A 20494-nucleotide genomic window follows, 5' to 3' on the forward strand; every position below is an offset into this window, starting at 1 on the left:
CTGGTCCACGCGCCCCGGGCGGGAGGGCCGTTGTCCTGCCTAGACTGACGGCATGACCGCCGACTCCGTCGTGCAGCACGCCCCGGACGAGACCCGAGGAGGGCTCGCCGACCGACATGGACGCGTCGCGACCGACCTCCGGGTGTCGCTGACCGATCGCTGCAACCTGCGGTGCCAGTACTGCATGCCGGCCGAGGGCCTCGACTGGATGCCGACGGCGGAGACGCTGACCGACGACGAGGTCGTCCGCCTGGTCACGATCGGCGTGGAGCAGCTCGGCATCACCGACGTCAGGTTCACGGGAGGTGAGCCCCTGCTCCGCCGCGGGTTGGTAGACATCGTCTCGGCGACCAAGGCGCTCTCCCCGTCGCCGACGGTCTCGCTGACGTCGAACGGTCTCGGGCTCAAGCACACGGCGCAGGCGCTGGCGGCCGCCGGGCTCGACCGCGTCAACATCAGCCTCGACACGATCCGGCCGGAGACGTTCGAGCGGATCACCCGGCGCAAGCGGCACGCGGACGTCCTTGCTGGGCTGGCGGCAGCCCAGGCGGCCGGGATGGCTCCGGTCAAGGTCAACGCCGTGCTGCTGCGCGACATCAACGACGACCAGGCACCGGAGCTGCTCGCGTGGTGCCTCGAACGCGGATACCGGCTGCGCTTCATCGAGCAGATGCCGCTCGACGCCCAGCACGGGTGGGACCGCGGCTCGATGGTCACCGCCGACGAGATCTTCGAGCGCCTCGCGCCGCACTTCGAGCTGTCGCCGGCCGACCGCGAGCGCGGCTCCGCTCCCGCCGAGGAGTTCCTCGTCGACGGCGGACCGGCCACGGTCGGCATCATCGCGTCGGTCACGCGACCGTTCTGCGGAGACTGCGACCGCGTACGCCTGACCGCCGACGGTCAGGTCCGCAACTGCCTGTTCGCCCGCGAGGAGTCAGACCTTCGAGCGGCGTTGCGGGGAGGGGCGTCGGACACGGAGATCGCCGACCGTTGGCGTGCCGCGCTGTGGACCAAGCTGCCCGGCCACGGGATCGACGACGTCGACTTCCTGCAGCCCAGCCGCCCGATGTCGGCGATCGGCGGCTAGAGGCCGTCCGAGAGCGGCTGGGTCTCTTTCCAGAACCCACGGGCGGACAAGAACTGACGCAGGGACGCCTCGTGCTCGTCGCACGCCAGCCAGGTCTTGCGCCGGTCGGACGTGTGGATCTTGGGGTTGTTCCACAGCAGTGCATGCTGCGCGGGACTCTCGCAACCCTTCGCCGAGCAGATGAGGGGCGCGTCGGCGGCGGGGTCAGTCTCGGTCATCGCGTCCTGTCTCGGGGGAGGAGTCGTCGGCGGCGGGCTTCGTCACGGGGCCGGTCCCGAGCTCGCCGATCGGCTCCGGGCGGACGACGTCGGCCTGGTCGGTCGGTCTGCGGCGCGCGGTGTTGGCGAAGACGACGGCGACGTAGGGCAGGATCAGGGCTCCGGCGATGAAGACCCACCGAGCCCAGCCGGTGACCACGACGGCCATGATGAAGCAGACCGTACGGATCAGCATCGACACCAGATAGCGGTTCTGCCGGTGGCGAAGCTCCTCGCTGCGTCCGACCTGGGCGGTCGTGATGGCGACCGGGTCGTCGTGACGATCCTCCATCCCCCCACGGTACGCCAGCCGATCAGCGGCATGATGGGCAGCATGACGAACCGCACCTACCGCATCACCGAGATCGTCGGCACCTCGTCCGAGAGCGTGACCGAGGCCATCACCAACGGCATCTCGCGCGCTTCCCGAACCTTGCGCCACCTGGACTGGTTCGAGGTCGAAGGGATCCGCGGCCATATCGAGGGAGACCAGGTCGAGCACTACCAGGTGACTCTCAAGATCGGGTTCCGCCTCGAGGACGACGAGTAGGCGGTGAAGCAGCTCGTCGTGGTCCGGCACGCGAAGGCCGAGGGATCCGCGCCGTCAGACGCCGCTCGGGCGCTGACAACGCGCGGGCGCGCGGACGCGCGCCGACGCGGCGAGCAGCTCGCCGACTTCGTCACCGGGACGACGAGGGCTCTGGTCTCGCCGGCGGTGCGGACGCGGGAGACGTTCGAGGAGCTCAACCGCTCCCTCGGCCTGGGTGAGGACCACGTGACGTACCCGGGTGCGCTCTACGAGGCGAGCGCGCACGGGGTCCTCCAGGAGGTCCGGATCCTCGACGACGCGCCGGTCACGGTGATCGTCGTCGGGCACAACCCGGCGATGGGCGATCTCGTGTGGATGCTGCACGACGGGACCCGCAACGCCGCGTGGACGGCCTATGGGGATCGGGGCTTCCCGACCGCGGCGGCGGCAGTGATGACGTACGACGGCGAGTGGGCCGACATCGACCCGCGGACCATGCGGCTGGAGGACTACCTGGCGCCGTCTCCGGGCTGAGGGTCGGTCTCGGCGACCTCGGCGTCGGCGGCCTCGATCTCCTCGCGGGTGATGCCGAGGAGGAAGACGATCGCATCGAGGTAGGGGACCGACAGCGACGCGTCAGCCGCGTCCCGCACGGCGGGCTTGGCGTTGAACGCGATGCCGAGCCCGGCCTCGGCGAGCATGTCCAGATCGTTGGCGCCGTCGCCGATCGCGACGGTGTTCGCGACCGTGATGCCCGCCTGCTCCGCGAACCGCCGCAACGCCGCAGCCTTGCCGGCCCGATCGATCACCGGGCCGGCGACGCGGCCCGTCAGACGGCCGTCGCGGACCTCGAGCGTGTTGGCGGCCCAGTAGTCGATCCCCAGGTCGGCGGCGAGGGTGTCGATGATCTGCGTGAAGCCGCCGGAGACCAGGGCGAAGCGGTAGCCGAGCCGCTTGAGCGTCCGGATCATCGTCCGAGCGCCGGGCGCCAGCTGGATCGACTCGTAGACGGCTCCGAGCACGGAGACGTCCACGCCTTCGAGGAGGGCAACGCGCTCGCGCAGGGAGTCGGCGAAGTCGAGCTCGCCGCGCATCGCCGCCGCCGTCACCTCGGCGACCTCCTTCTCGCACCCCGCATAGGCGGCGATCATCTCGATCACCTCGCCCTGGATGAGGGTGGAGTCGACGTCCATGACGACGAGCCGTTGGGCGTGCTGGTGGATGCCGAGCGGCTGCACCGCCACGTCGACCCCCTGACGCGCCGCCTCCAGGGCGAGGGCACGGCGCAGGGCCTCGGGTGCGGCGCCGGAGACGTCGAGGTCGATCGCGGTCACCGGGTAGCGCGCCATCCGGACGATCCGGTCGATGTTGCCGCCCGCGGCGGCGATCTGAGCCGTCACCGCGGAGAACTGGCTGGGAAGCAGAGGGGCGCCGAGGACGGTGACGTGGCTACGGCCGCGGCGGCGCCCGCGGTTGTCACCCTGCCCGTACGACACGTCGTGGTCCATGTCGAGCTCGGACGCGACGTCGGCCACCGACCGCTCGAACGCCTCGCGGTCCGCGGGCTCGGTGAGCAGCACCGCGAGCACGAGCCGGCCCCGCAGCACGATCTGCTCCACGTCGATGACCTCGACCTCGTACGGCGCGACGACCTCGAAGAGACGAGCGGTGACGCCGGCGTGGTCACGGCCCAGCAGCGTCACGGAGACCGTGGGAGCGTCGAGCGGCGCGGTCGGCGTGGGGACAGGCGCGTTCACGGCACGAGATTAGGCCATCGTGCGTGCGGTCAGCGGGGTCGACCCGCGCTGCACGCCACCACCAGCGCGTGCCGCGCGGCCCGCGCGAGCGCCCGCAGGTGGACCGCGCGGGTGTCGGACTCCCAGACGGTGACCGCCGCGGAGTCGGTGTCCTCGGCGAGCTCGGCGATCGCCAGGCACCGCAGGGCGGTCGCGGTCAGCTGCGCTGCTCGCGGGTCGTACCCCGGCGCCAGGGAGGGCGCGGTCACGTCCCTGATGTCGGAGAGGGCCTCACGCACCTCGGGGCGCCATCGGGCGACGTCGAGTGACAGCAGCTCGTCGGCGGCCGTCGCGAGCTCGGTCCGCAGCTCGCGCGAGGCCTCGGCGACCCCCGCAGTGGGGGAGACGGGACGGGCCTCGTACAAGTGCCAGAAGACGCCGCTCCCGACGACCTCCGGCACGAGGCCGACACCGGCGCCCTCCACGACCACGGCCTCGCCGGCATCGGTGGCGGCGGCGGTGAACGCCGCCGGCCCGGCCAGTCCGTACGGGTCTCCCGGCGCGGGGAGCGCGAGGCTGGCGCCCGTGGCCCCGGCACGGCGCAAGGCGCCCCACGCGAGCAGCAAGGTCTCCGCCACCGGGGTGGCGTCGCCCCCGGGGGAGACGGGTCCGTCGGTGTCCGCGAGCACGTGGTGGGCGGCGTCCTCGGCGCGCACGGAGTCGACCGCGGTCTCGAGCGGCGCGGCGCCGGCGAGCCAGGAGTTGAACCAGCACACCCAGCGCGCGGAGCGGGTCAGAGGAGGCACGACGACGAGCCTAGGACGTCAGGTGGTAACCCGCGTCAGGCACTGCGACGACGGGTGCCGTAGGTTTGGGACGCCCACCCCAGAACGGCCAGGAGTAGTGCATGGCGCCCGTGCTCGAGCTCGCCGACGTCTCCGTACGACGCGGCACCGCCACGTTGCTCGACGACGTCAGCTGGACCGTCCGTGAGGGCGAACGCTGGGTGGTCATCGGACCCAACGGCGCCGGCAAGACGACCATGCTTCAGATCGCCTCGACGCAGATCCATCCGTCGTCCGGCGTGGCGACGGTGCTGGAGGAGGTCCTCGGCGCGGTCGACGTCTTCGAGCTGCGTCACCGCATCGGCTACACGAGCGCGGCGGTCGCCGAACGCATCCCCCGTGGTGAGCGCGTCCTCGACGCCGTGCTGACCGCTTCGTACGGCATGACCGGTCGTTGGCGGGAGGAGTACGAGGAGTTCGACGAGGCCCAGGCCATGCTGCTGCTGCGGCTGATGGGTGTGGACGGACTGGCGGGACGCACCTTCGGCACGCTGAGCGAGGGCGAGCGCAAGCGTGTCCTGATCGCCCGCGCGCTGATGACCGATCCCGAGCTGCTCCTGCTCGACGAGCCTGCTGCCGGTCTCGACCTCGGCGGACGCGAGGATCTGGTCTCCAACCTCGGCAAGCTCGCGCGCGACCCCGAGGCGCCGGTGCTCGTCCTCGTGTCGCACCACGTCGAGGAGATCCCGCCGGGCTTCACGCACGTCCTCATGCTGCGCGACGGCAAGGTCACCGCGAAGGGGCCGATCGAGGAGACGCTGACCGCGCAGAACTTGACGATCACCTTCCAGATGCCGCTGATCCTCGAGGTCCGCGACGGTCGGTACGCCGCTCGTCGCGCGCCTCGCTGACCGTCGTCTTGCCCTCAGGTCGCGGGAACCGCCGGAATCACCCGCGCGCCCGATAGAGTCCTGTTATGGACGCGTTCTGGAACTGGCTGGCCGACAACGGATGGGCCGGCTGGCTGGGCGCCGGTCTTCTGCTGGCGACGGCCGAGCTGCTGAGCCTCGACCTCGTGCTGCTGATGCTCGCGGTGGGCGCGTTCTCCGGTGCTTTCGCCGCTGCCGTCGGGGCGCCGTTCGCGGTCTCCGCCCTGGTGGCCACGGCCGTCTCGCTCGCGATGCTGCTGCTGGCGCGGCCTTCGATCGTCAGGCACCTCCACCGCGGGCCGGAGCTCGCCACCGGCACCAAGGCCCTCATCGGCACCAGCGCGGTCGCGCTGACGCCTGTCGACGCCGCCACCGGGCAGGTCAAGATCGGGGGAGAGACGTGGTCTGCGCGGTCCTACGACCCTGCGGTCGTCATCGAGGAGGGCGCACGCGTCGCCGTCTTCGAGATCGACGGCGCGACCGCCGTCGTCTACCCCGAGGCGTAGCCAGGAGCCGGCTTCGGTTGTGTTCGGGTCTGCGCTAGTCTCCGGGTCACGGGTCCTCGAAGAGCAAGGAACGAAACAGCATGGCAGCCCTGATCGTCCTGGCACTGCTCGTGATCGCCGTCGTCGTGGCGCTCGCGAAGTCCATCCAGATCGTGCCGCAGGCCCGGGCAGGGATCGTGGAGCGGTTCGGCAAGTACAAGACGACGCTCAACGCCGGGCTCAACGTCATCACGCCGTTCGTCGACAAGGTGTCGTTCAAGATCGACCTTCGCGAGCAGGTCGTGTCGTTCCCGCCGCAGCCGGTGATCACCGAGGACAACCTGGTCGTCTCGATCGACACGGTCATCTACTTCCAGGTCACCAACCCCATCGCCGCGACGTACGAGATCGCCAACTACATCCAGGCGATCGAGCAGCTGACCATGACCACGCTGCGCAACATCATCGGCGGCATGACGCTCGAGCAGACCCTCACCAGCCGCGACGAGATCAACACCAAGCTCCGTGGCGTCCTCGACGAAGCGACCGGCAAGTGGGGCATCCGGGTCAACCGTGTCGAGCTCAAGGGAGTCGATCCGCCGCCGTCCATCAAGGACTCGATGGAGAAGCAGATGCGGGCCGACCGCGACAAGCGCGCCGCGATCCTCCAGGCCGAGGGCAGCCGGCAGGCCGCGATCCTCACGGCCGAGGGCGAGAAGCAGTCGCAGATCCTGCGTGCCGAGGGCGACCGCGAGGGTCAGATCCTCAGCGCCCAGGCCAAGCGGGAGTCGCAGATCTTGACCGCGCAGGGCGAGGCCCAGGCGATCGCCACCGTCTTCCAGGCGATCCACGACGGCCAGCCCGACCAGTCGCTGCTCGCCTACCAGTACCTCCAGATGCTGCCCGCGATCGCTCAGGGCGACGCCAACAAGCTGTGGATCATCCCCAGCGAGGTCGGTGACGCTCTCAAGGGGCTCGGAGCAGCAGTCGGTCAGATCCCGACGGCCGTCGACGGACCCAAGACCCGGGTGTCCTACGACGAGCCGGTCACCGACGCCAGTGCTCGGCCCAACCTCTCGGAGGCCCACCGCGCCGTCAGCGAGGCGCTCGAGGCCGCCAAGGAAGCCTCCGCTCCGGATGTCCCGCCACGGGTGCTCTCCGACGGACCCGAGGCGCCGGCCCAGGACGTGCCGGCTCCCGAGGCGCCGGCCCAGGACGCGCCGACTCCGGACGCCGTGCAGGGTGAGAGCGCTGCCGGCTGGGAGGACGACACCACCAAGATCTGGGAAGACGGGTCCACGGGACGACAGTGAGCGGGGCTCAGCAGTAGCGCCACCGGGTGATCAGGCGCACACTGGGACAAAGTCCCGTTCAGCTCCTCCCCAGGAGGCCGCCATGAGGTCCAGCAGCGTCCCCGAGCTCGTCCCGGTCCTGTCACCGGGGAAGCACCGGAACCCCCGAAAAGGGGCGTGCTTCATGGAGTTCGCGTCGTACCTGGCCGGTGAGAAGTGGAGTGACCAACCGGCCTGCACCCACCCGCTCCTGGCCGGGCTCGCCCGGCTCGTCAACGACAACGTCACCGACGACACTCGTACGTCGATGGTCGAGCTGGTGCCCAAGGTGGTCGGGCTGAACAGTCCAGATCCGAGGATCCACGCGGCGATCTGTGTCCGGGCCGCGGCGATCGCGCTGCCGCTGTCACCACGGGCGCACCAGCGGGCGCTCGCAGTGGGCCTGCTCGCGGTGGAGCGCTATCTCGAGGACATCGACATGGTGCTCCCCGAGGAGCTCGACGGACTGACGGCCGACGCGTTCGCGCAGGCGCCCGCAGCGGAGCAGTGGGCGCGCGGGTTCCGTCGCGGGCTCACTACCCACCCGAAGCACTTCTCGAGGCGCGCCGCGCCGCGGATCGTGCTCAACAGCGTCGACGGCGTCGTACGGTCGGTCAGCACCGACTCCGACACCGTCCTCCGGCGGATGCTCTCCGACGCCATCGACGACTGCGAGCAGCTGATCAGTGCTGGAACGTCCCGAGAAGTGTCGCCCGCGCCAGTGTCTTGAACGCGAGGTTGAACGAGACGACCGCCGGCGTGGCGTTCTCGTCCACGCCGAGGCGCTCCTCGCCGATCGCGTGGACGACGAAGTAGTAGCGGTGCGGCATGTCGCCCTGCGGGGGCGCCGCACCGGCGTAGTCGGACGTCCCGAAGTCGTTGCGGACGTGGAACGCTCCGGCGGGGAGGATCCCGCCGGAGCCGGCTCCGGTCTCCAGCGACCGTACGTCGCCCGGGACGTCGACGAGCACCCAGTGCCAGAACCCTGACGGAGTCGGTGCGTCGGGATCGAAGCAGGTGACCACGAAGCCCTTGGTGGTGTCCGGGAATCCCTCCCACGACAGCTGCGGCGAACGGTTGCCGGCGTCGTAGACCTGCGCCTCGTCGAGTGCGTCTCCGTCGGAGATCTCGGTGCTCGTGACGGTGAAGGACGGGACGGGCGGAAGGTAGTCGTACGGGTTCGGCGCCACCGGTCGGTCGAGGATCATCGGCACTCCTTCGAGTAGGGGATCTCCACCGGACGGTATCGCGAAGGGACCTGGTTAGCATCGAGCTGTGAGCCACGGACCCGGACTGCCGCACCCGCCATACCCCTCAGGGCTGATCCTCGCCGGTCGGCGGGTGGTCGTGGTCGGGGGTGGCCACGTCGCCGCGCGCCGTCTGCCCGCGTTCCTCGACGCGGGGGCCGCCGTGACGGTCGTGTCGCCCAAGGTCGACCCGGTCGTCCGCGAGGCGGCGTCACGGGGCGAGATCGCCCTCGTGGAGCGGGAGTACGAGCCGGGGGATCTGGCCGGCGCGTGGTACGCGATGGCCTCGACGGACCGGCCGGCGGTGAACGCCGCCGTCGTCGACGAGGCGACCGAGGCGCGGATCTTCTGCGTGCGCGCGGACGACGCCCCCCTCGGCACCGCGTGGACTCCCGCGGTCGGGCACGTGCACCAGACGACGGTCGCGGTCCTCTCCAACCGTGACCCGGCTCGGTCGGCGCGGACGCGCGACCGGCTGCTCGACTCCCTGCGAGACGGCGCCGATGGCTGAGGTCGTCGCCGTCGACGACCCGGCAGACGCTCGGCTGAGGGACTACGTCGACCTCCGCGACGTGCAGCTGCGCAAGCTGCTCGAGTCCGAGCGCGGAGTCTTCATCGCCGAGGGGGAGAAGGTGGTCCGGCGAGCGGTGGAGTCCGGCCACCAAGCACGCTCGTTTCTGATGGCGCCGCGGTGGCTGGAGACGCTCTCCGACGTGCTCGACACCACCGACGCGCCGGTCTTCGTCATGCCGGAGGCGGAGATCGAGCGGGTGACCGGCTTCCACGTCCACCGGGGTGCGCTCGCGAGCCTGGACCGGAAGCCGGTGCCCCCGGTCGAGGAGGTCCTGGCGAACGCCCGCCGTGTGGTCGTCGCCGAGGACCTCATGGACCACACCAACGTCGGCGCGGTGTTCCGCAGCGTCGCAGCCCTCGGCTTCGACGCGGTGATCCTGTCCCCACGGTGCGCCGACCCGCTCTACCGTCGAGCCGTCAAGGTGTCGATGGGGTCGGTGTTCTGGCTGCCGTACGCCCGGGTCGACGACTGGTACGGGTTCCCGGAGCTGCTTCGGTCGCTCGGCTGGACCAGTCTCGCGATGACGCTCGCCGAGGACGCTCGAGACCTGCGCGACGTGGCGCCGGCCGACCCGGGGGAGAAGATCGCGCTCCTCGTCGGCGCCGAGGGCGACGGCCTGTCACCGCACTGGAGCCGCAGCGCCGACGTACGCGTGACGATCCCGATGGCCGCCGACATCGACTCGCTCAACGTCGCAGCCGCGACGGCGGTCGCCTGCTGGGCGTTGGCCGGACCTGCGGTCGGCTAGGTCAGAGGTCGTGCGCCGAGGTGACGCGCGCGACGGCGGGCCAGTCGGCGGGGTAGTCCTCCGCGATCGCCTCGGCCTGCTTGAAGAGCTTCTTGCGGGCCCGCGCCGGGACACGGTCGCCGAAGACCGTGCCCATCAGGTGATCGGTCTCGTGCTGGAGGCAGCGCGCGAGCGTGCCGCCCTCGCCGACGTAGGTGACCGGCGCGCCGGTGTGGTCGGTGCCCTCGACGCGCGACCAGTCGGGCCGGGCGCAGTACGAGTAGGCACCGGGAAGGGAGAGGCAGCCCTCCTCGCTGTCGTCGAGGTTGCGGTCGCCGGGCTCGGGGAGGGTCAGGACCGGGTTGCAGACGACGCCGGCCACCCGCTTGTTGTCACCGTCGGTGCAGTCGAAGACGAACACCTGGAGGTCCACGCCGATCTGGTTCGCCGCGAGCCCTGCACCCTCGGCCGCGTACATCGTCGCGAACATGTCGGCGACCAGCTGCTCGAGGTCGGCGTCGTACGAGGTCACCGGTGCGAGCTTGCGGTGCATCACGGGCTCACCCCAACGGGTGATCGGACGTACCGTTCCTCCGGAGGGCAGGGAGACGGGCAACAGGGGCTCCTTCGCACGGAACTTCGGCCGACGGGCTGACCAGGGCAGGGTATCCGACCTTGTTCTTCAGGATGGATGCGCGAGGTTGCAACTCACAGTTACAGTGGGCGTCACAGGTTCTGCCTTTCCGACCACGAGGAGACGCTGTGACAGCGCACTCGACGCGCCGAGACCCCATGAGCAAGGGTCTCGCCGTCCTCAACCGGATCGCCTCGATGCCGGTGCTCGACCGACTCAACCTCCGCCACCCCTCCGAGCAGGTGGCCTACCACGGGGCGCGCGTCGGCTTCCGCACGGCAGGCGCCGTGAGCCGGGGCTTCCGACGAGTGCCCGGACGCGGCGCACCGGTGCGCCCCACGGCGGCGCCCACCACCGGCGTCTTCGATCTCACGCCGACCGAGGACCAGCAGATGATGGTCGACGTCGTCGCCGAGTTCGCCAGGGAGGTCGTCATCCCCGCGGTCGAGAAGGCCGAGACGGCCCTCGACACGCCCGCCGACCTCTTCACCCAGGCGTACGAGCTCGGGCTCACGCTGACCGGTCTCCCGGAGGACCTCGGAGGACTCGCCGCGGAGCGCTCTGCCACGACGGGCGCTCTGGTGGCCGAGGCGCTCGGCCGTGGCGACATGGGGATCGCTGCCAGTCTCCTCGCGCCGGGGTCGGTGGCGACGGCGATCGGGTTGTGGGGCGACAGCACCCAGCAGGCGACGTACCTGCCGGCGTTCACCGGCTCCGACGTCCCGGCTGCCGCGCTCGCCGTGGCCGAGCCGCGGGCGCTGTTCGACCCGTTCGGACCGCGGACGACCGCACGCTCGGTCCCTGGCGGCGGCTTCGTGCTGGACGGGGTGAAGTCGGGGGTGATCCGGGGAGCGTCTGCCGAGCTCTTCGTGGTGGCCGCGACGACCGACGACGGGCGGCCGGCGCTGTTCGTGCTCGAGTCGAGCACGCCGGGCATCACCATCGAGACCGACCCGTCGATGGGCCTGCGAGCGGCCGCACTGTCGCGACTCGTCCTCGACGGCGTGACCGTGCCGGCCGAGGCCCTGCTGCCCGAGAGCATCACCTCGTACGCCGACAGCGTCCGCCTTGCCCGGATCGCGTGGAGCAGCCTGGCCATCGGCGCCATGCGCGCCGTGCTCGACTACGTGATCCCGTACGTCAAGGAGCGCAAGGCGTTCGGCGAGCCCGTCGCCCACCGTCAGAGCGTGGCGTTCATGGTGGCGGACATGGCGACCGAGCTCGAAGGCGCACGCCTGGCGACGTTGCGTGCGGCCTCCCGCGCCGACCTCGGCCGGTCGTTCGCCCGCGAGGCGGCGCTGTCGCGCCGTCTGTGCACGGAGTACGGCATGAAGATCGGCACCGACGGGGTGCAGCTCCTCGGCGGTCACGGCTTCACCAAGGAGCACCCGGTCGAGCGGTGGTACCGCGACCTGCGTGCGGTCGGCGTCATGGAGGGCGGCCTCCTCGTCTGAGGGGCTGCCAGGAGGAGACAAGAGCAGATGATCAATCTCGAGACGCCCAACAAGTTCCGCGGGTTCGTCGCGCAGGCCCATCGGGTCGCTGCCGAGTTCATGCGGGCCAACTCCCGCAAGTACGACCTTGCCGAGCACGAGTATCCCAAGGAGCTCGACATGCTCGCCGCCGTCGTCGACGGCATGGGCGACTCCGGCGAGGGCCAGGGCGCCGGGGCCGCCGGGGTGCGCCGCGCCGCGGAGACCGGCACGGCGGTCCGCAACGGCTCCAACATGGCCTCCGTCCTGTCGGTCGCCGAGACCTGCTGGGGTGACGTCGGGCTCACCCTGTCGCTGCCGCGCCAAGGGCTCGGCAACTCCGCGATCGCCTCGGTCGCCACCGACGAGCAGCTCGAGCGCTTCAAGGGCATGTGGGCGTCGATGGCGATCACCGAGCCCGGCTGCGGCTCGGACTCGGCCGCGATCACGACGACCGCGACCAAGGACGGGGACGTCTACGTCCTCAACGGGGAGAAGATCTACGTCACCTCCGGCGAGCGCAGCGATGCGGTGGTCGTGTGGGCGACGCTCGACAAGGCGCTGGGGCGGGCGGCGATCAAGTCGTTCGTGGTGCCGAAGTCGTTGCCGGGCATCCGGGTCGAGCGGCTGGAGCACAAGCTCGGCATCAAGGCGTCGGACACCGCCACCATCATGCTCGACAACTGCCGTGTGCCCGCCGAGAACCTGCTCGGCGACCCCGAGGTGCACACCGACAAGGGGTTCGCCGGGGTCATGCAGACCTTCGACAACACCCGGCCGCTGGTGGCGGCGATGGCCGTGGGGTGCGCGCGTGCGGCGCTCGAACGCACCCGCGAGATCCTCGAGGACGCGGGGGTCGACATCGACTACGACCGGCCGGTGCTCGCCCAGTCGGCCGCGGCGGCGGCGTACCTCCAGATGGAGGCCGACTGGGAGGCTGCGCATCTCCTCATGCTCACCGCGGCGTGGATGGCCGACAACCGCCTGCCCAACTCCCTCGAGGCGTCGATGGCCAAGGCGAAGGCCGGGCGCGTCTGCAACCAGGTCACGCTGCGCTGTGTGGAGCTGGTGGGCACGTTGGGCTACTCGGAGGACGAGCTCCTCGAGAAGTGGGCGCGCGACTCCAAGATCCTCGACATCTTCGAGGGCACGCAGCAGATCCAGCAGCTCATCATCGCGCGTCGCGTGCTGGGCCTGACGTCGACGGAGCTGCGCTGAGGTGATCGTGCCCGGACCGGTCACGCGGTCATCTGGGTCCGCGTGACCGGTCCGGGCGGATACGCTGGGCCCTGACCGTGCGGGCAACCTGCCCGGCGGACGTGGTCGCCTCCCTGCACCGAACCGGAGCTTGCGCTATGACGACGATCCCCGATCAGGCGTTTGCCGGCGTCGAGCACGACGTCGAGTACGAGGTCACCCGTCTGCTACGCCGCTCTCGCCTGCGCGGGCTGGGCACCATCAACCGGATCCACCCTGACCTGGACTTCGCGTCCTACATGCTGCTCGTGGCCATCGTCGATGCGCGGCCAGGTGGTGGGCACGGCGTCCGCGGTTCCGACCTCGCCGATGCGGTGAGCGTGCACAAGTCGACGGTCAGCCGGGGGATTGCCCAGCTGGAGCAGCTCGGACTCGTGGAGCGCGTGCCGGACCCGACGGACGGTCGGGCCAGGCTCATCTCTCTCACCGAGGTGGCGCGAGAGCGGCTGGCGGAGGTGCGCGCGACTCGACGGGCGCGACTCGCCCGGGCGATCGCCGACTGGACCGAGGACGACCTCGACACCCTCGCGTCGTTGCTGGGCCGCCTCAACACCGGGCTCGAAGCTCCCACGGAGTAGCCGCCCGCCGTACGCTCGCCCCGCCCTCCTCGCGCCGGCCCCGACGGCGATTCGGTGAGGAGATCGGGACGTTCGTGCCGTACGAGCCCGATCTCCTCACCGAATCGCGGGTGGGGCGTCGCGGGTGGGGCGTCGCGGGGTGGGGCGTCGCGGGGTGGGGCCGCACCGCCGGGCGCCAGAGTGCCGAGGATCTGGGAGGGTAGGGGAATGAGCAATCTCGAGAAGCCAGTCATCGAGTTCCCCGAGGGCGACGAGCCGGAGGACCTCGACATCCTCGACATCGTGGAGGGCACCGGCGCCGAGGCCAAGCCCGGCGACTACGTGACCGTGCACTACGTCGGCGTGAAGTTCCGTGACGGCGCGGAGTTCGACGCGTCGTGGAACCGCGGCGAGTCGATCCGGTTCCCGCTGCAGGGTCTGATCCAGGGATGGCAGGAGGGCATCCCCGGGATGAAGGTCGGTGGGCGCCGTCAGCTCACCATCCCGCCGCACAAGGCGTACGGCGCCGCAGGCGGCGGTCACCCGCTGTCCGGCGAGCCGCTGATCTTCGTGATCGACCTGCTCGGCGTCGGCTGAGCAGACGTCTTCCCTGGTCGGGCGCCGTCGCGGCGCCCGACCGGGCCTCACCCGGTGCGTGACGCTGGTCGCAGCGTGGCCGAGCCGGCGCGGGTCGAACTGAAGGCCCCGGTACGGTAGGAGCGATGAACACCTTCTCGGGACGTTCGCGGCGTCGTGCCGCCCTCGCACTGTCCGCTGCGACGGTGTCGGTGATCGCCCTCGCGGGGTGCTCGGAGACCGAGGAGCCCGTGCCGGCGCCAGGGCCCGCCGCCCCCGCGGCCCCGACCCTCGGGAGTCTCGGAGAGCTGCGCGGCCTGACGATGATCGACACCTCGTGGGAGTCCTACCGCACCGCGAAGGTCACCTCCGTCACTGGCCGGCCCGACGCCCGGGCCGTCGACGTCACGTACGAGGCGAGCGACGCGACGTGCGAGAAGCTGGCCGGATTCGCGCAGCGACGCACCAAGACTCAGCTCCAGGTGACGATCGTGATCGGGCGCCAGGACGACTGCGAGCCGGGCACCGTGAAGGCCGCCACCACCTCCGTTCCCCTCACCGAGCCGTTGGGCACCCTGGCACCGGTCGCCTCGCCGTACTCGGAGGAGTCGGTCGCGATCGGCTGAGGTGCCTCACCTCAGGGCGGAGATGAGCTTCGTGACCCGCTTCGGTGAGACCGAGGCCGCGGTACGCAGACGCTGCGCGAAGAGGCTGACCCGCAGCTCTTCGAGTGCCCAGCGAGCCGCCGCCACCGCGTCGGACTGCCGCTCGATGTCAGGAAGCGCTTCGACCGCCTCATAGAACCGTGCCTCGAGGTCCTGGACGATGTGGCGGTTCTCCTCCTCGCCGCGGTCCGTCGCGTGCTGGACCCGGAACGCGGCGGCACGGAGATAGCGAGGCACGTGACGCAGCTGCTCGAGCCCGGTCTCGGACACGAACCCGTCGAAGACCAGCCACGACAGCTGCACCTCGACGTCGCGCACGATCTCCGGCTTGGTCCGGCGGGCCTCGTCGAGCTCGGACCGCAGGGATCCCAGGTCGGAGATCACCCGCTCCACCTCACGCGCCACGGCCGAGGTCTGGGCGTACAGCTCGGAACGCACCTGCTCACGCAGCAGCCCGAACGTCTCGGCGTCGCGGACGACAGCACGGCCGGTGACCGCGTCGATCCCTGCCAGGACGCAGTCGGCCATCAGCAGGGACGTGCTGCGGTACGGCGAACCGGCCAGCACCAGCAGGGTGCGGGTCCCGAGGTCCTTCGACACCTGCGCGGCCGGCGACGGGACGTTCAACGCCAGCAGACGGCGTACGCCCTGCCGCGTCGCGATCTCGGCGTGGAGGGCGGAGGCGAAGACCCGGAGGTCGACGTGGGTGCCGCGGTCGACGAGCGCCGGGTAGGCCGTGACCTCGTGCCCGCGGCTCACCGACGTCACCTCGGTCGGGATCGTGCCGAGGTCCCACGCCATGATGCCGGTGCGCTCGAGGTTGCTCGAGGCCGCGGAGATCGTCCGGCCGAGGCGGGGACGCAGCTCGGCTCGCAGCGCGTCGAGATCCTTGCCGCGGGCGACCTCTGCCTCGCCGTCCAGCACACGGAACGTGACTCTCAGGTGCCGGGGGAGAGAGGCCAGGTCGAACGTGCCGGGCGCGACGACGTCGCCGTTGAGGGTCCGGATGCCTGCCGACATCGCCTCCGCCACCGGGAGCGTCGTGTCCAGGGGGAGCGCCAGCAGCCGGCGGGCTACGTCGGGTGCGGGAACCAGCCGCCGTCGTACGTCCTTGGGGAGCCCGCGCAGCAGTGCCGTCACGAGCTCCTGACGGTAGCCGGGCACGCCCCACAGGAAGGCCGTCTCGTCGAGATCGGTGAGCCGCTCGAGCGGGACGTCGACCGTGACGCCGTCGACGTCGCTCTCGGGCTCGAAGGCGTACGAGAGCGGGAGGTCGATGCCCGCGGACTCCCACGTCGTCGGGTACGCCTCGAGCGCCACGTCACCGGCGTCGTCGCGCACGAGGTCGTCGGGAGTGAGGTCGAGGAGGTCGGGCGTGCGCCGTCGCGCCTTCTTCCACCACGTGTCGAAGTGGCGCACCGAGACGACGTCGGCCCCGACCCGGTTGTCGTAGAACGCGAACAGGGTCTCGTCGTCGACGCGGATGTCGCGCCGGCGGACCCGGTCCTCCAGGCCCTCGATCTCGGCGATCACCTCGGCGTTGTGGGTCCAGAAGGCATGGTGCGTGCTCCACTCGCCCTGCACCAGCGCGTGCCGGATGAAGAGCTCGCGCGCCACCTCCCGGTCGATCGGCCCGTACGAGACCAGCCGGTCGGCGACGACCGGCACGCCGTACAGGGTGACCCGCTCGTGCGCCATGACCGCCCCTCGGCGCCGCGACCAGTGCGGCTCGGAGTAGGTGCGCTTGAGAAGGTGGGCGCCCTCCCGCTCGATCCACGCGGGCTCGACCTTGGCGACGGTGCGGGCCCACAGCCGCGACGTCTCGACGAGCTCGGCAGCGACGACCCACTGGGGCGGCTTCTTGGCGAGCCCTGATCCGGGGAAGATCGCGAACCTGCCGTTGCGGGCGCCGAGGTAGTCACGGGTCTCGCCCTCGCGCAGGCCGATGTGCGACAGCAGCCCGGCGAGCGCCGCCGCGTGGATGCGGTCGGGGTCGGCAGGAGGTCCGTCGGACTGGCCCAGGTCGAGTCCGAGACCACGGCACTGGTCGCGCAGCATCGCGTGCACGTCCTGCCACTCGCGGATGCGGACGTAGTGCAGGTACTCCTCGCGCACCGTCCGGCGGAAGGCGTTGCCGGACAGCTCACGGCGCTGCTCGCGGAGGTAGTTCCACAGGTTCAGATAGGCGAGGAAGTCCGAGGTCGGGTCGGCGAACCGCGCATGCTTGGTGTCGGCCTGCTGCTGCGCCTCGAGCGGGCGTTCGCGCGGGTCCTGGATGGACAGCGCCGAGACGATGACGAGCATCTCGCGCAGCACCCCGTACGACGAGGCGGCGACCAGCATCCGCGCCAGCCGGGGATCGAGCGGGAACGCGGCGACCTGTCGCCCGACGGTGGTGAGCGAGCTCCGCATGCCCCGTGCGCCGTCGCTCAGCGCCCCGAGCTCCTCGAGGAGGCCGACGCCATCGCGCACCGCGCGGCGGTCGGGCGGGTCGAGGAACGGGAAGTCCTCGACCGGCCCCAGGTCGAGCGAGGCCATCTGCAGCAGCACCGACGCGAGGTTGGTCCGCAGGATCTCCGGGTCGGTGAACTCCGGACGCGACGCGAAGTCCTCCTCCGAGTAGAGCCGGATGCAGATGCCGTCCGACGTGCGCCCGGAACGGCCGGCCCGCTGGCTCGCGCTGGCCTGGGAGATCGGCTCGATCGGCAGCCGCTGCACCTTGAGACGCTGGCTGTAGCGGGAGATGCGGGCAGTCCCGGGGTCGACGACGTAGCGGATGCCGGGGACCGTCAGCGACGTCTCGGCCACGTTGGTGGCGAGTACGATCCGGCGCCCGGTGTGGGGCTCGAAGACCTTGTGCTGCTCGGCCGCGGACAGCCGGCCGTACAACGGGAGGATCTCGGTGCGGCGGAGCTTGCGCTCGCGGAGCATGTCGGCGGTGTCGCGGATCTCGCGCTCCCCGGAGAGGAAGACGAGGACGTCGCCGTCGGACTCCCGGCCCAGCTCGTCGACGGCGTCGCCGATCGCGGCGAGGACGTCGCCTGATCCGGCGTCGGCGCGCTCCGAGGGCGGACGGTAGCGGACCTCGACCGGGTACGTCCGTCCGCTCACCTCGATGATCGGTGCGGGGCTGCCGTCGGGCGCCGCGAAGTGGGCCGCGAAGCGCTCGGGGTCGATGGTCGCGGAGGTGATGACGACCTTGAGGTCGGGACGACGGGGGAGGAGTCGACGGAGGTAGCCGAGCAGGAAGTCGATGGTCAAGGACCGCTCGTGCGCCTCGTCGACCACGATCGTGTCGTAGCGGAGCAGCATCGGGTCGTCGTGGATCTCGGCCAGGAGGACACCGTCGGTCATCACCCGGACGAGCGTGCTGGGACCGGAGCGGTCGTCGAACCGGACGGCGTACCCGACGGTCTCGCCGAGCGTCGTCCGGGTCTCCTCCGCGATCCGGGCGGCGACGCTGCGGGCGGCGATGCGGCGGGGCTGGGTGTGTGCGATGGTCCCGCGGAGACCGCGACCGAGGCCGAGCAGGATCTTGGGCAGCTGGGTCGTCTTGCCGGAGCCGGTGGCGCCGGCGACGATGACGACCTGGTGGTCGGCGATGGCGGCCGCGATGTCGTCACGACGCTCGGTGACCGGCAGCTCGGGCGGGAAGTCGAGGTCGGGGACCGACGCCCGGCGAGCGGCCGCCCGTGCCTCCGCCGCGGCCACGTCCTTCTCGACGTCGGCGAGCTGCTCGGTGCGTCGAGCGGCGTCGCGCTGGGACGCTGCGCGGTCGAGCCGTCGCCGGAGCCGTCGCTCGTCGCGCAGCGTCACCTCGCGCAGCCGCGTGCGCAGCTCGCCGACGGTCATCCGAGAACCCCTAGGGAAGGTCGAGTGCGTCCTTGAGCAGGGCGTACCCGACGAACGCGACGATGTCGATCACCGCGTGGGCGATCACCAGCGGCACGATGCGCCCTGTCCGCTGGTACCAGTACCCGAACACGATACCCATCACCGCGTTGCCGATCGCCGGCCCGATCCCCTGATAGAGGTGGTACGAGGCTCGGAGGGCAGCGCTGGCCGCGAGCACCGACCACCGGTTCCACCCCAGCTGGGTCAGCCGCCACATGAGGTATCCGACGACGATGACCTCCTCCAGCACCGAGTTCATGAGGGCGGAGAGGATCAGCACCGGCACGCGCCACCAGTGCTCGTCGAGACCGCTGGGCACGATGGTCGCGGTGATCCCGAGCTCCCGGCCCACGAAGTAGAGGCCGAGCCCGGGGACCCCGATGAGCGCGGCGAGCCCGACGCCCCAGCCGGCGTCACCCGCGGCTGTGCCTCGTCCGATGCCGAGGACGCGACGGGGAGCGTCGCTCGAGCGCACGAGGAGATAGAGGACCAGGGCGACCGGCACCAGGGCGAAGCCGATGCCGAGGAGCTGGTAGGTCAGGTCGAGCCAGGGCCGGTCGCTCCGAGACGAGTTGAGTGTCGCCGACTGGTCGGCCAGCGGTCCACGCGTCAGCTTCGCCACCAGGGAGACCGTGGCGTAGACCGCCGACTGCAGCAGCGACAGCAGCAGGACGATCCAGACCTCGGTGCTCAGAAGCCGCTTCTGCGGCGCCGCAACGGGGTCGGGAGCCGGGACCAGGGGTCCGGGGAACGTGAGCGTCACGGCATCACGGCGTCACAGCCTGCGCGCGGACAGCGTGTCGCAGGAGTTGACGTCGCCCTTCTCGTATCCGGTCATGAACCAGCGCTGACGCTGCTCGGCCGAGCCGTGGGTCCAGCTCTCCGGGTCGACGCGGCCGGTGGCCGACTTCTGGATGCGATCGTCACCCACCGCTGCGGCGGCCGACAGCGCAGACGCGATGTCGGCCTTCGTGAGCGGCTTGATGAGGGTGGTGCCCTGCTCGTCCTGGGTCGTCGCTGCATGGTTGGCCCAGACGCCGGCGAGGCAGTCGGCCATCAGCTCGACCCGGACCGCGCCCGACTTCGCGCCCTGCGGGTCCTCCTGGGAGTACTTGAGGACGCCGAGCAGGTTCTGGACGTGGTGACCGTACTCGTGGGCCACGACGTACATCTGGGCCAGCGCACCGTCGTCGGCGCCGAACCGCGTCGTGAGGTCGTCGAAGAACGACGTGTCGATGTAGACCTGCTCGTCGGACGGGCAGTAGAACGGCCCGACGTCACTGCTCGCCGCGCCGCAGCCCGACTGGGTCTGACCGGAGTAGAGGACGGTGTACGCGTCGCGGTACTGGCGGTTCGCGTCGGCCGGGAGCGCGTCACGCCAGTAGTCCTGGACGCTGTTCACGGTGCCGATCACCCGGCACGTGTCGTCGCGGTTCGCATCGGCCCCGGTCTTGCACTCGGAGAAGTCGGCCTGCGTGCCGGACTGCTGGACCTGAGACGTGTCGAAGGCGCCCGCCGAACCGCCCTGGTCGAACGGGTTGACCCCGAGGAAGGTCGCGATGAGGAACAGGATGATCGAACCCGCACCACCGCCGATGAGCGCGCCACCCCGGTTGGAACCGCCGCTGCGCACCTGGCTCGTGTCGAGACTGGCGCCTTCGTTGAACGTCATGGTCGGAGTGTAGGGCCGGGCGGCCGTACGATCCGGTCGCCGGGGGAGGGCTTCCCCGCCATCGGACCGGGCGGGACCGC

General features: G+C 70.9%; 23 protein-coding genes. 14 read left to right on the forward strand and 9 right to left on the reverse strand.

Going from position 1 to position 20494, the window contains the following annotated elements:
- Positions 1–52 precede the first annotated feature (52 nt).
- Positions 53–1087 (forward strand): GTP 3',8-cyclase MoaA, encoded by a 1035-nt coding sequence (gene moaA / locus KV100_RS04170; RefSeq protein ID WP_220341630.1) that lies wholly within the window; start codon positions 53–55, stop codon positions 1085–1087.
- On the opposite strand, the gene KV100_RS04175 is transcribed toward moaA, so the two are convergent.
- Positions 1084–1305, reverse strand: a complete 222-nt coding sequence (locus KV100_RS04175; RefSeq protein ID WP_220341631.1) for an acetone carboxylase — start codon at positions 1303–1305, stop codon at positions 1084–1086. The two genes, moaA and KV100_RS04175, sit on opposite strands and share 4 nt — an antisense overlap.
- The gene (locus KV100_RS04180; RefSeq protein WP_220341632.1) at positions 1292–1636 is read right to left on the reverse strand and encodes a DUF3099 domain-containing protein; all 345 of its coding nucleotides are present in this window, start codon (positions 1634–1636) and stop codon (positions 1292–1294) included. Before KV100_RS04180 ends, KV100_RS04175 begins: the two co-directional genes overlap by 14 nt.
- Positions 1637–1678: 42 nt before the next feature.
- On the opposite strand from KV100_RS04180, the gene KV100_RS04185 reads away from it, so the two are divergent.
- Together KV100_RS04185 and KV100_RS04190 are read left to right on the forward strand one after the other, a co-directional pair.
- Complete coding sequence (locus KV100_RS04185) at positions 1679–1894, forward strand: dodecin (protein WP_220341633.1); 216 nt, start codon at positions 1679–1681, stop codon at positions 1892–1894.
- 3 nt (positions 1895–1897) lie between these two features.
- Positions 1898–2407, forward strand: a complete 510-nt coding sequence (locus KV100_RS04190) for a histidine phosphatase family protein (RefSeq protein WP_220341634.1) — start codon at positions 1898–1900, stop codon at positions 2405–2407.
- On the opposite strand, the gene serB is transcribed toward KV100_RS04190, so the two are convergent.
- Both serB and KV100_RS04200 read right to left on the reverse strand, forming a co-directional pair.
- A complete protein-coding gene (gene serB / locus KV100_RS04195) occupies positions 2383–3630 on the reverse strand; it encodes a phosphoserine phosphatase SerB (protein ID WP_220341635.1) in 1248 nt (415 codons plus the stop codon). The two genes, KV100_RS04190 and serB, sit on opposite strands and share 25 nt — an antisense overlap.
- A gap of 29 nt (positions 3631–3659) precedes the next feature.
- On the reverse strand, positions 3660–4415 hold the full coding sequence (locus KV100_RS04200; RefSeq protein ID WP_220341636.1) for a hypothetical protein: 756 nt from the start codon (positions 4413–4415) through the stop codon (positions 3660–3662).
- A 101-nt stretch (positions 4416–4516) separates the two neighbouring features.
- Between KV100_RS04200 and KV100_RS04205 the strand changes: the two genes are divergently transcribed.
- The 4 genes from KV100_RS04205 to KV100_RS04220 all read left to right on the forward strand — a co-directional run bounded on the left by KV100_RS04205 (position 4517) and on the right by KV100_RS04220 (position 7869).
- Positions 4517–5305: an ABC transporter ATP-binding protein gene (locus KV100_RS04205; protein WP_220341637.1), complete on the forward strand. Its 789-nt coding sequence runs from the start codon at positions 4517–4519 to the stop codon at positions 5303–5305.
- A gap of 65 nt (positions 5306–5370) precedes the next feature.
- Entirely contained in the window at positions 5371–5829 is a 459-nt protein-coding gene (locus KV100_RS04210; protein ID WP_220341638.1) for an NfeD family protein, read from the forward strand.
- An 80-nt stretch (positions 5830–5909) separates the two neighbouring features.
- Positions 5910–7121 carry an SPFH domain-containing protein gene (locus KV100_RS04215; RefSeq protein WP_220341639.1) on the forward strand — a complete coding sequence of 404 codons (1212 nt, stop codon included), beginning with the start codon at positions 5910–5912 and terminating at the stop codon, positions 7119–7121.
- Between the two features lie 82 nt (positions 7122–7203).
- A complete protein-coding gene (locus KV100_RS04220) occupies positions 7204–7869 on the forward strand; it encodes a hypothetical protein (protein ID WP_220341640.1) in 666 nt (221 codons plus the stop codon).
- Here KV100_RS04220 and KV100_RS04225 read toward each other — a convergent pair.
- A complete protein-coding gene (locus KV100_RS04225) occupies positions 7823–8347 on the reverse strand; it encodes a YbhB/YbcL family Raf kinase inhibitor-like protein (protein WP_220341641.1) in 525 nt (174 codons plus the stop codon). The genes KV100_RS04220 and KV100_RS04225 overlap by 47 nt on opposite strands.
- 67 nt (positions 8348–8414) lie before the next feature.
- Here KV100_RS04225 and KV100_RS04230 point away from each other — a divergent pair, with 67 nt between their 5' ends.
- Together KV100_RS04230 and KV100_RS04235 are read left to right on the forward strand one after the other, a co-directional pair.
- Complete coding sequence (locus KV100_RS04230) at positions 8415–8897, forward strand: bifunctional precorrin-2 dehydrogenase/sirohydrochlorin ferrochelatase (protein ID WP_220341642.1); 483 nt, start codon at positions 8415–8417, stop codon at positions 8895–8897.
- Positions 8890–9708: an RNA methyltransferase gene (locus KV100_RS04235; RefSeq protein ID WP_220341643.1), complete on the forward strand. Its 819-nt coding sequence runs from the start codon at positions 8890–8892 to the stop codon at positions 9706–9708. The genes KV100_RS04230 and KV100_RS04235 overlap by 8 nt, the downstream gene beginning before the upstream one ends.
- A gap of 1 nt (position 9709) precedes the next feature.
- On the opposite strand, the gene def is transcribed toward KV100_RS04235, so the two are convergent.
- Positions 9710–10303 (reverse strand): peptide deformylase, encoded by a 594-nt coding sequence (gene def / locus KV100_RS04240; RefSeq protein ID WP_220341644.1) that lies wholly within the window; start codon positions 10301–10303, stop codon positions 9710–9712.
- A gap of 146 nt (positions 10304–10449) precedes the next feature.
- On the opposite strand from def, the gene KV100_RS04245 reads away from it, so the two are divergent.
- From KV100_RS04245 to KV100_RS04265, 5 genes are all read left to right on the forward strand, one after another.
- Positions 10450–11775: an acyl-CoA dehydrogenase family protein gene (locus KV100_RS04245; protein ID WP_301021738.1), complete on the forward strand. Its 1326-nt coding sequence runs from the start codon at positions 10450–10452 to the stop codon at positions 11773–11775.
- 27 nt (positions 11776–11802) lie between these two features.
- A complete protein-coding gene (locus tag KV100_RS04250; protein ID WP_220341646.1) occupies positions 11803–13011 on the forward strand; it encodes an acyl-CoA dehydrogenase family protein in 1209 nt (402 codons plus the stop codon).
- Positions 13012–13148: 137 nt separating this feature from the next.
- Positions 13149–13628 carry a MarR family winged helix-turn-helix transcriptional regulator gene (locus tag KV100_RS04255; protein ID WP_220341647.1) on the forward strand — a complete coding sequence of 160 codons (480 nt, stop codon included), beginning with the start codon at positions 13149–13151 and terminating at the stop codon, positions 13626–13628.
- Between the two features lie 207 nt (positions 13629–13835).
- A complete protein-coding gene (locus KV100_RS04260; RefSeq protein ID WP_220341648.1) occupies positions 13836–14204 on the forward strand; it encodes an FKBP-type peptidyl-prolyl cis-trans isomerase in 369 nt (122 codons plus the stop codon).
- Between the two features lie 125 nt (positions 14205–14329).
- On the forward strand, positions 14330–14809 hold the full coding sequence (locus KV100_RS04265) for a hypothetical protein (protein WP_220341649.1): 480 nt from the start codon (positions 14330–14332) through the stop codon (positions 14807–14809).
- Between the two features lie 6 nt (positions 14810–14815).
- Here the strand turns inward: KV100_RS04265 and hrpA are convergent, their stop codons facing one another.
- From hrpA to KV100_RS04280, 3 genes are read right to left on the reverse strand one after another with little or no spacing between them, the layout of a single operon-like run.
- The gene (hrpA, locus tag KV100_RS04270) at positions 14816–18700 is read right to left on the reverse strand and encodes an ATP-dependent RNA helicase HrpA (RefSeq protein WP_220341650.1); all 3885 of its coding nucleotides are present in this window, start codon (positions 18698–18700) and stop codon (positions 14816–14818) included.
- A 10-nt stretch (positions 18701–18710) separates the two neighbouring features.
- Positions 18711–19505, reverse strand: a complete 795-nt coding sequence (locus KV100_RS04275; protein ID WP_301021736.1) for a CPBP family intramembrane glutamic endopeptidase — start codon at positions 19503–19505, stop codon at positions 18711–18713.
- A 12-nt stretch (positions 19506–19517) separates the two neighbouring features.
- On the reverse strand, positions 19518–20414 hold the full coding sequence (locus KV100_RS04280; protein WP_220341651.1) for a neutral zinc metallopeptidase: 897 nt from the start codon (positions 20412–20414) through the stop codon (positions 19518–19520).
- Positions 20415–20494: the final 80 nt, after the last annotated feature.

It is taken from the genome of Mumia sp. zg.B21, from assembly GCF_019550855.1.
Classification (GTDB): Bacteria; Actinomycetota; Actinomycetes; order Propionibacteriales; family Nocardioidaceae; genus Mumia.

Bases quoted from the DNA above. Each gene is read 5' to 3' on its own strand.
- KV100_RS04175 (WP_220341631.1), bottom strand. From the start codon at position 1,305: ATGACCGAGACTGACCCCGCCGCCGACGCGCCCCTCATCTGCTCGGCG.
- KV100_RS04265 (WP_220341649.1), top strand. From the start codon at position 14,330: ATGAACACCTTCTCGGGACGTTCGCGGCGTCGTGCCGCCCTCGCACTG.
- KV100_RS04215 (WP_220341639.1), top strand. From the start codon at position 5,910: ATGGCAGCCCTGATCGTCCTGGCACTGCTCGTGATCGCCGTCGTCGTG.
- KV100_RS04255 (WP_220341647.1), top strand. From the start codon at position 13,149: ATGACGACGATCCCCGATCAGGCGTTTGCCGGCGTCGAGCACGACGTC.
- hrpA (WP_220341650.1), bottom strand. From the start codon at position 18,700: ATGACCGTCGGCGAGCTGCGCACGCGGCTGCGCGAGGTGACGCTGCGC.
- KV100_RS04250 (WP_220341646.1), top strand. From the start codon at position 11,803: ATGATCAATCTCGAGACGCCCAACAAGTTCCGCGGGTTCGTCGCGCAG.
- KV100_RS04180 (WP_220341632.1), bottom strand. From the start codon at position 1,636: ATGGAGGATCGTCACGACGACCCGGTCGCCATCACGACCGCCCAGGTC.
- KV100_RS04205 (WP_220341637.1), top strand. From the start codon at position 4,517: ATGGCGCCCGTGCTCGAGCTCGCCGACGTCTCCGTACGACGCGGCACC.
- KV100_RS04260 (WP_220341648.1), top strand. From the start codon at position 13,836: ATGAGCAATCTCGAGAAGCCAGTCATCGAGTTCCCCGAGGGCGACGAG.
- KV100_RS04235 (WP_220341643.1), top strand. From the start codon at position 8,890: ATGGCTGAGGTCGTCGCCGTCGACGACCCGGCAGACGCTCGGCTGAGG.
- KV100_RS04185 (WP_220341633.1), top strand. From the start codon at position 1,679: ATGACGAACCGCACCTACCGCATCACCGAGATCGTCGGCACCTCGTCC.
- KV100_RS04210 (WP_220341638.1), top strand. From the start codon at position 5,371: ATGGACGCGTTCTGGAACTGGCTGGCCGACAACGGATGGGCCGGCTGG.
- moaA (WP_220341630.1), top strand. From the start codon at position 53: ATGACCGCCGACTCCGTCGTGCAGCACGCCCCGGACGAGACCCGAGGA.
- KV100_RS04220 (WP_220341640.1), top strand. From the start codon at position 7,204: ATGAGGTCCAGCAGCGTCCCCGAGCTCGTCCCGGTCCTGTCACCGGGG.
- KV100_RS04280 (WP_220341651.1), bottom strand. From the start codon at position 20,414: ATGACGTTCAACGAAGGCGCCAGTCTCGACACGAGCCAGGTGCGCAGC.
- KV100_RS04225 (WP_220341641.1), bottom strand. From the start codon at position 8,347: ATGATCCTCGACCGACCGGTGGCGCCGAACCCGTACGACTACCTTCCG.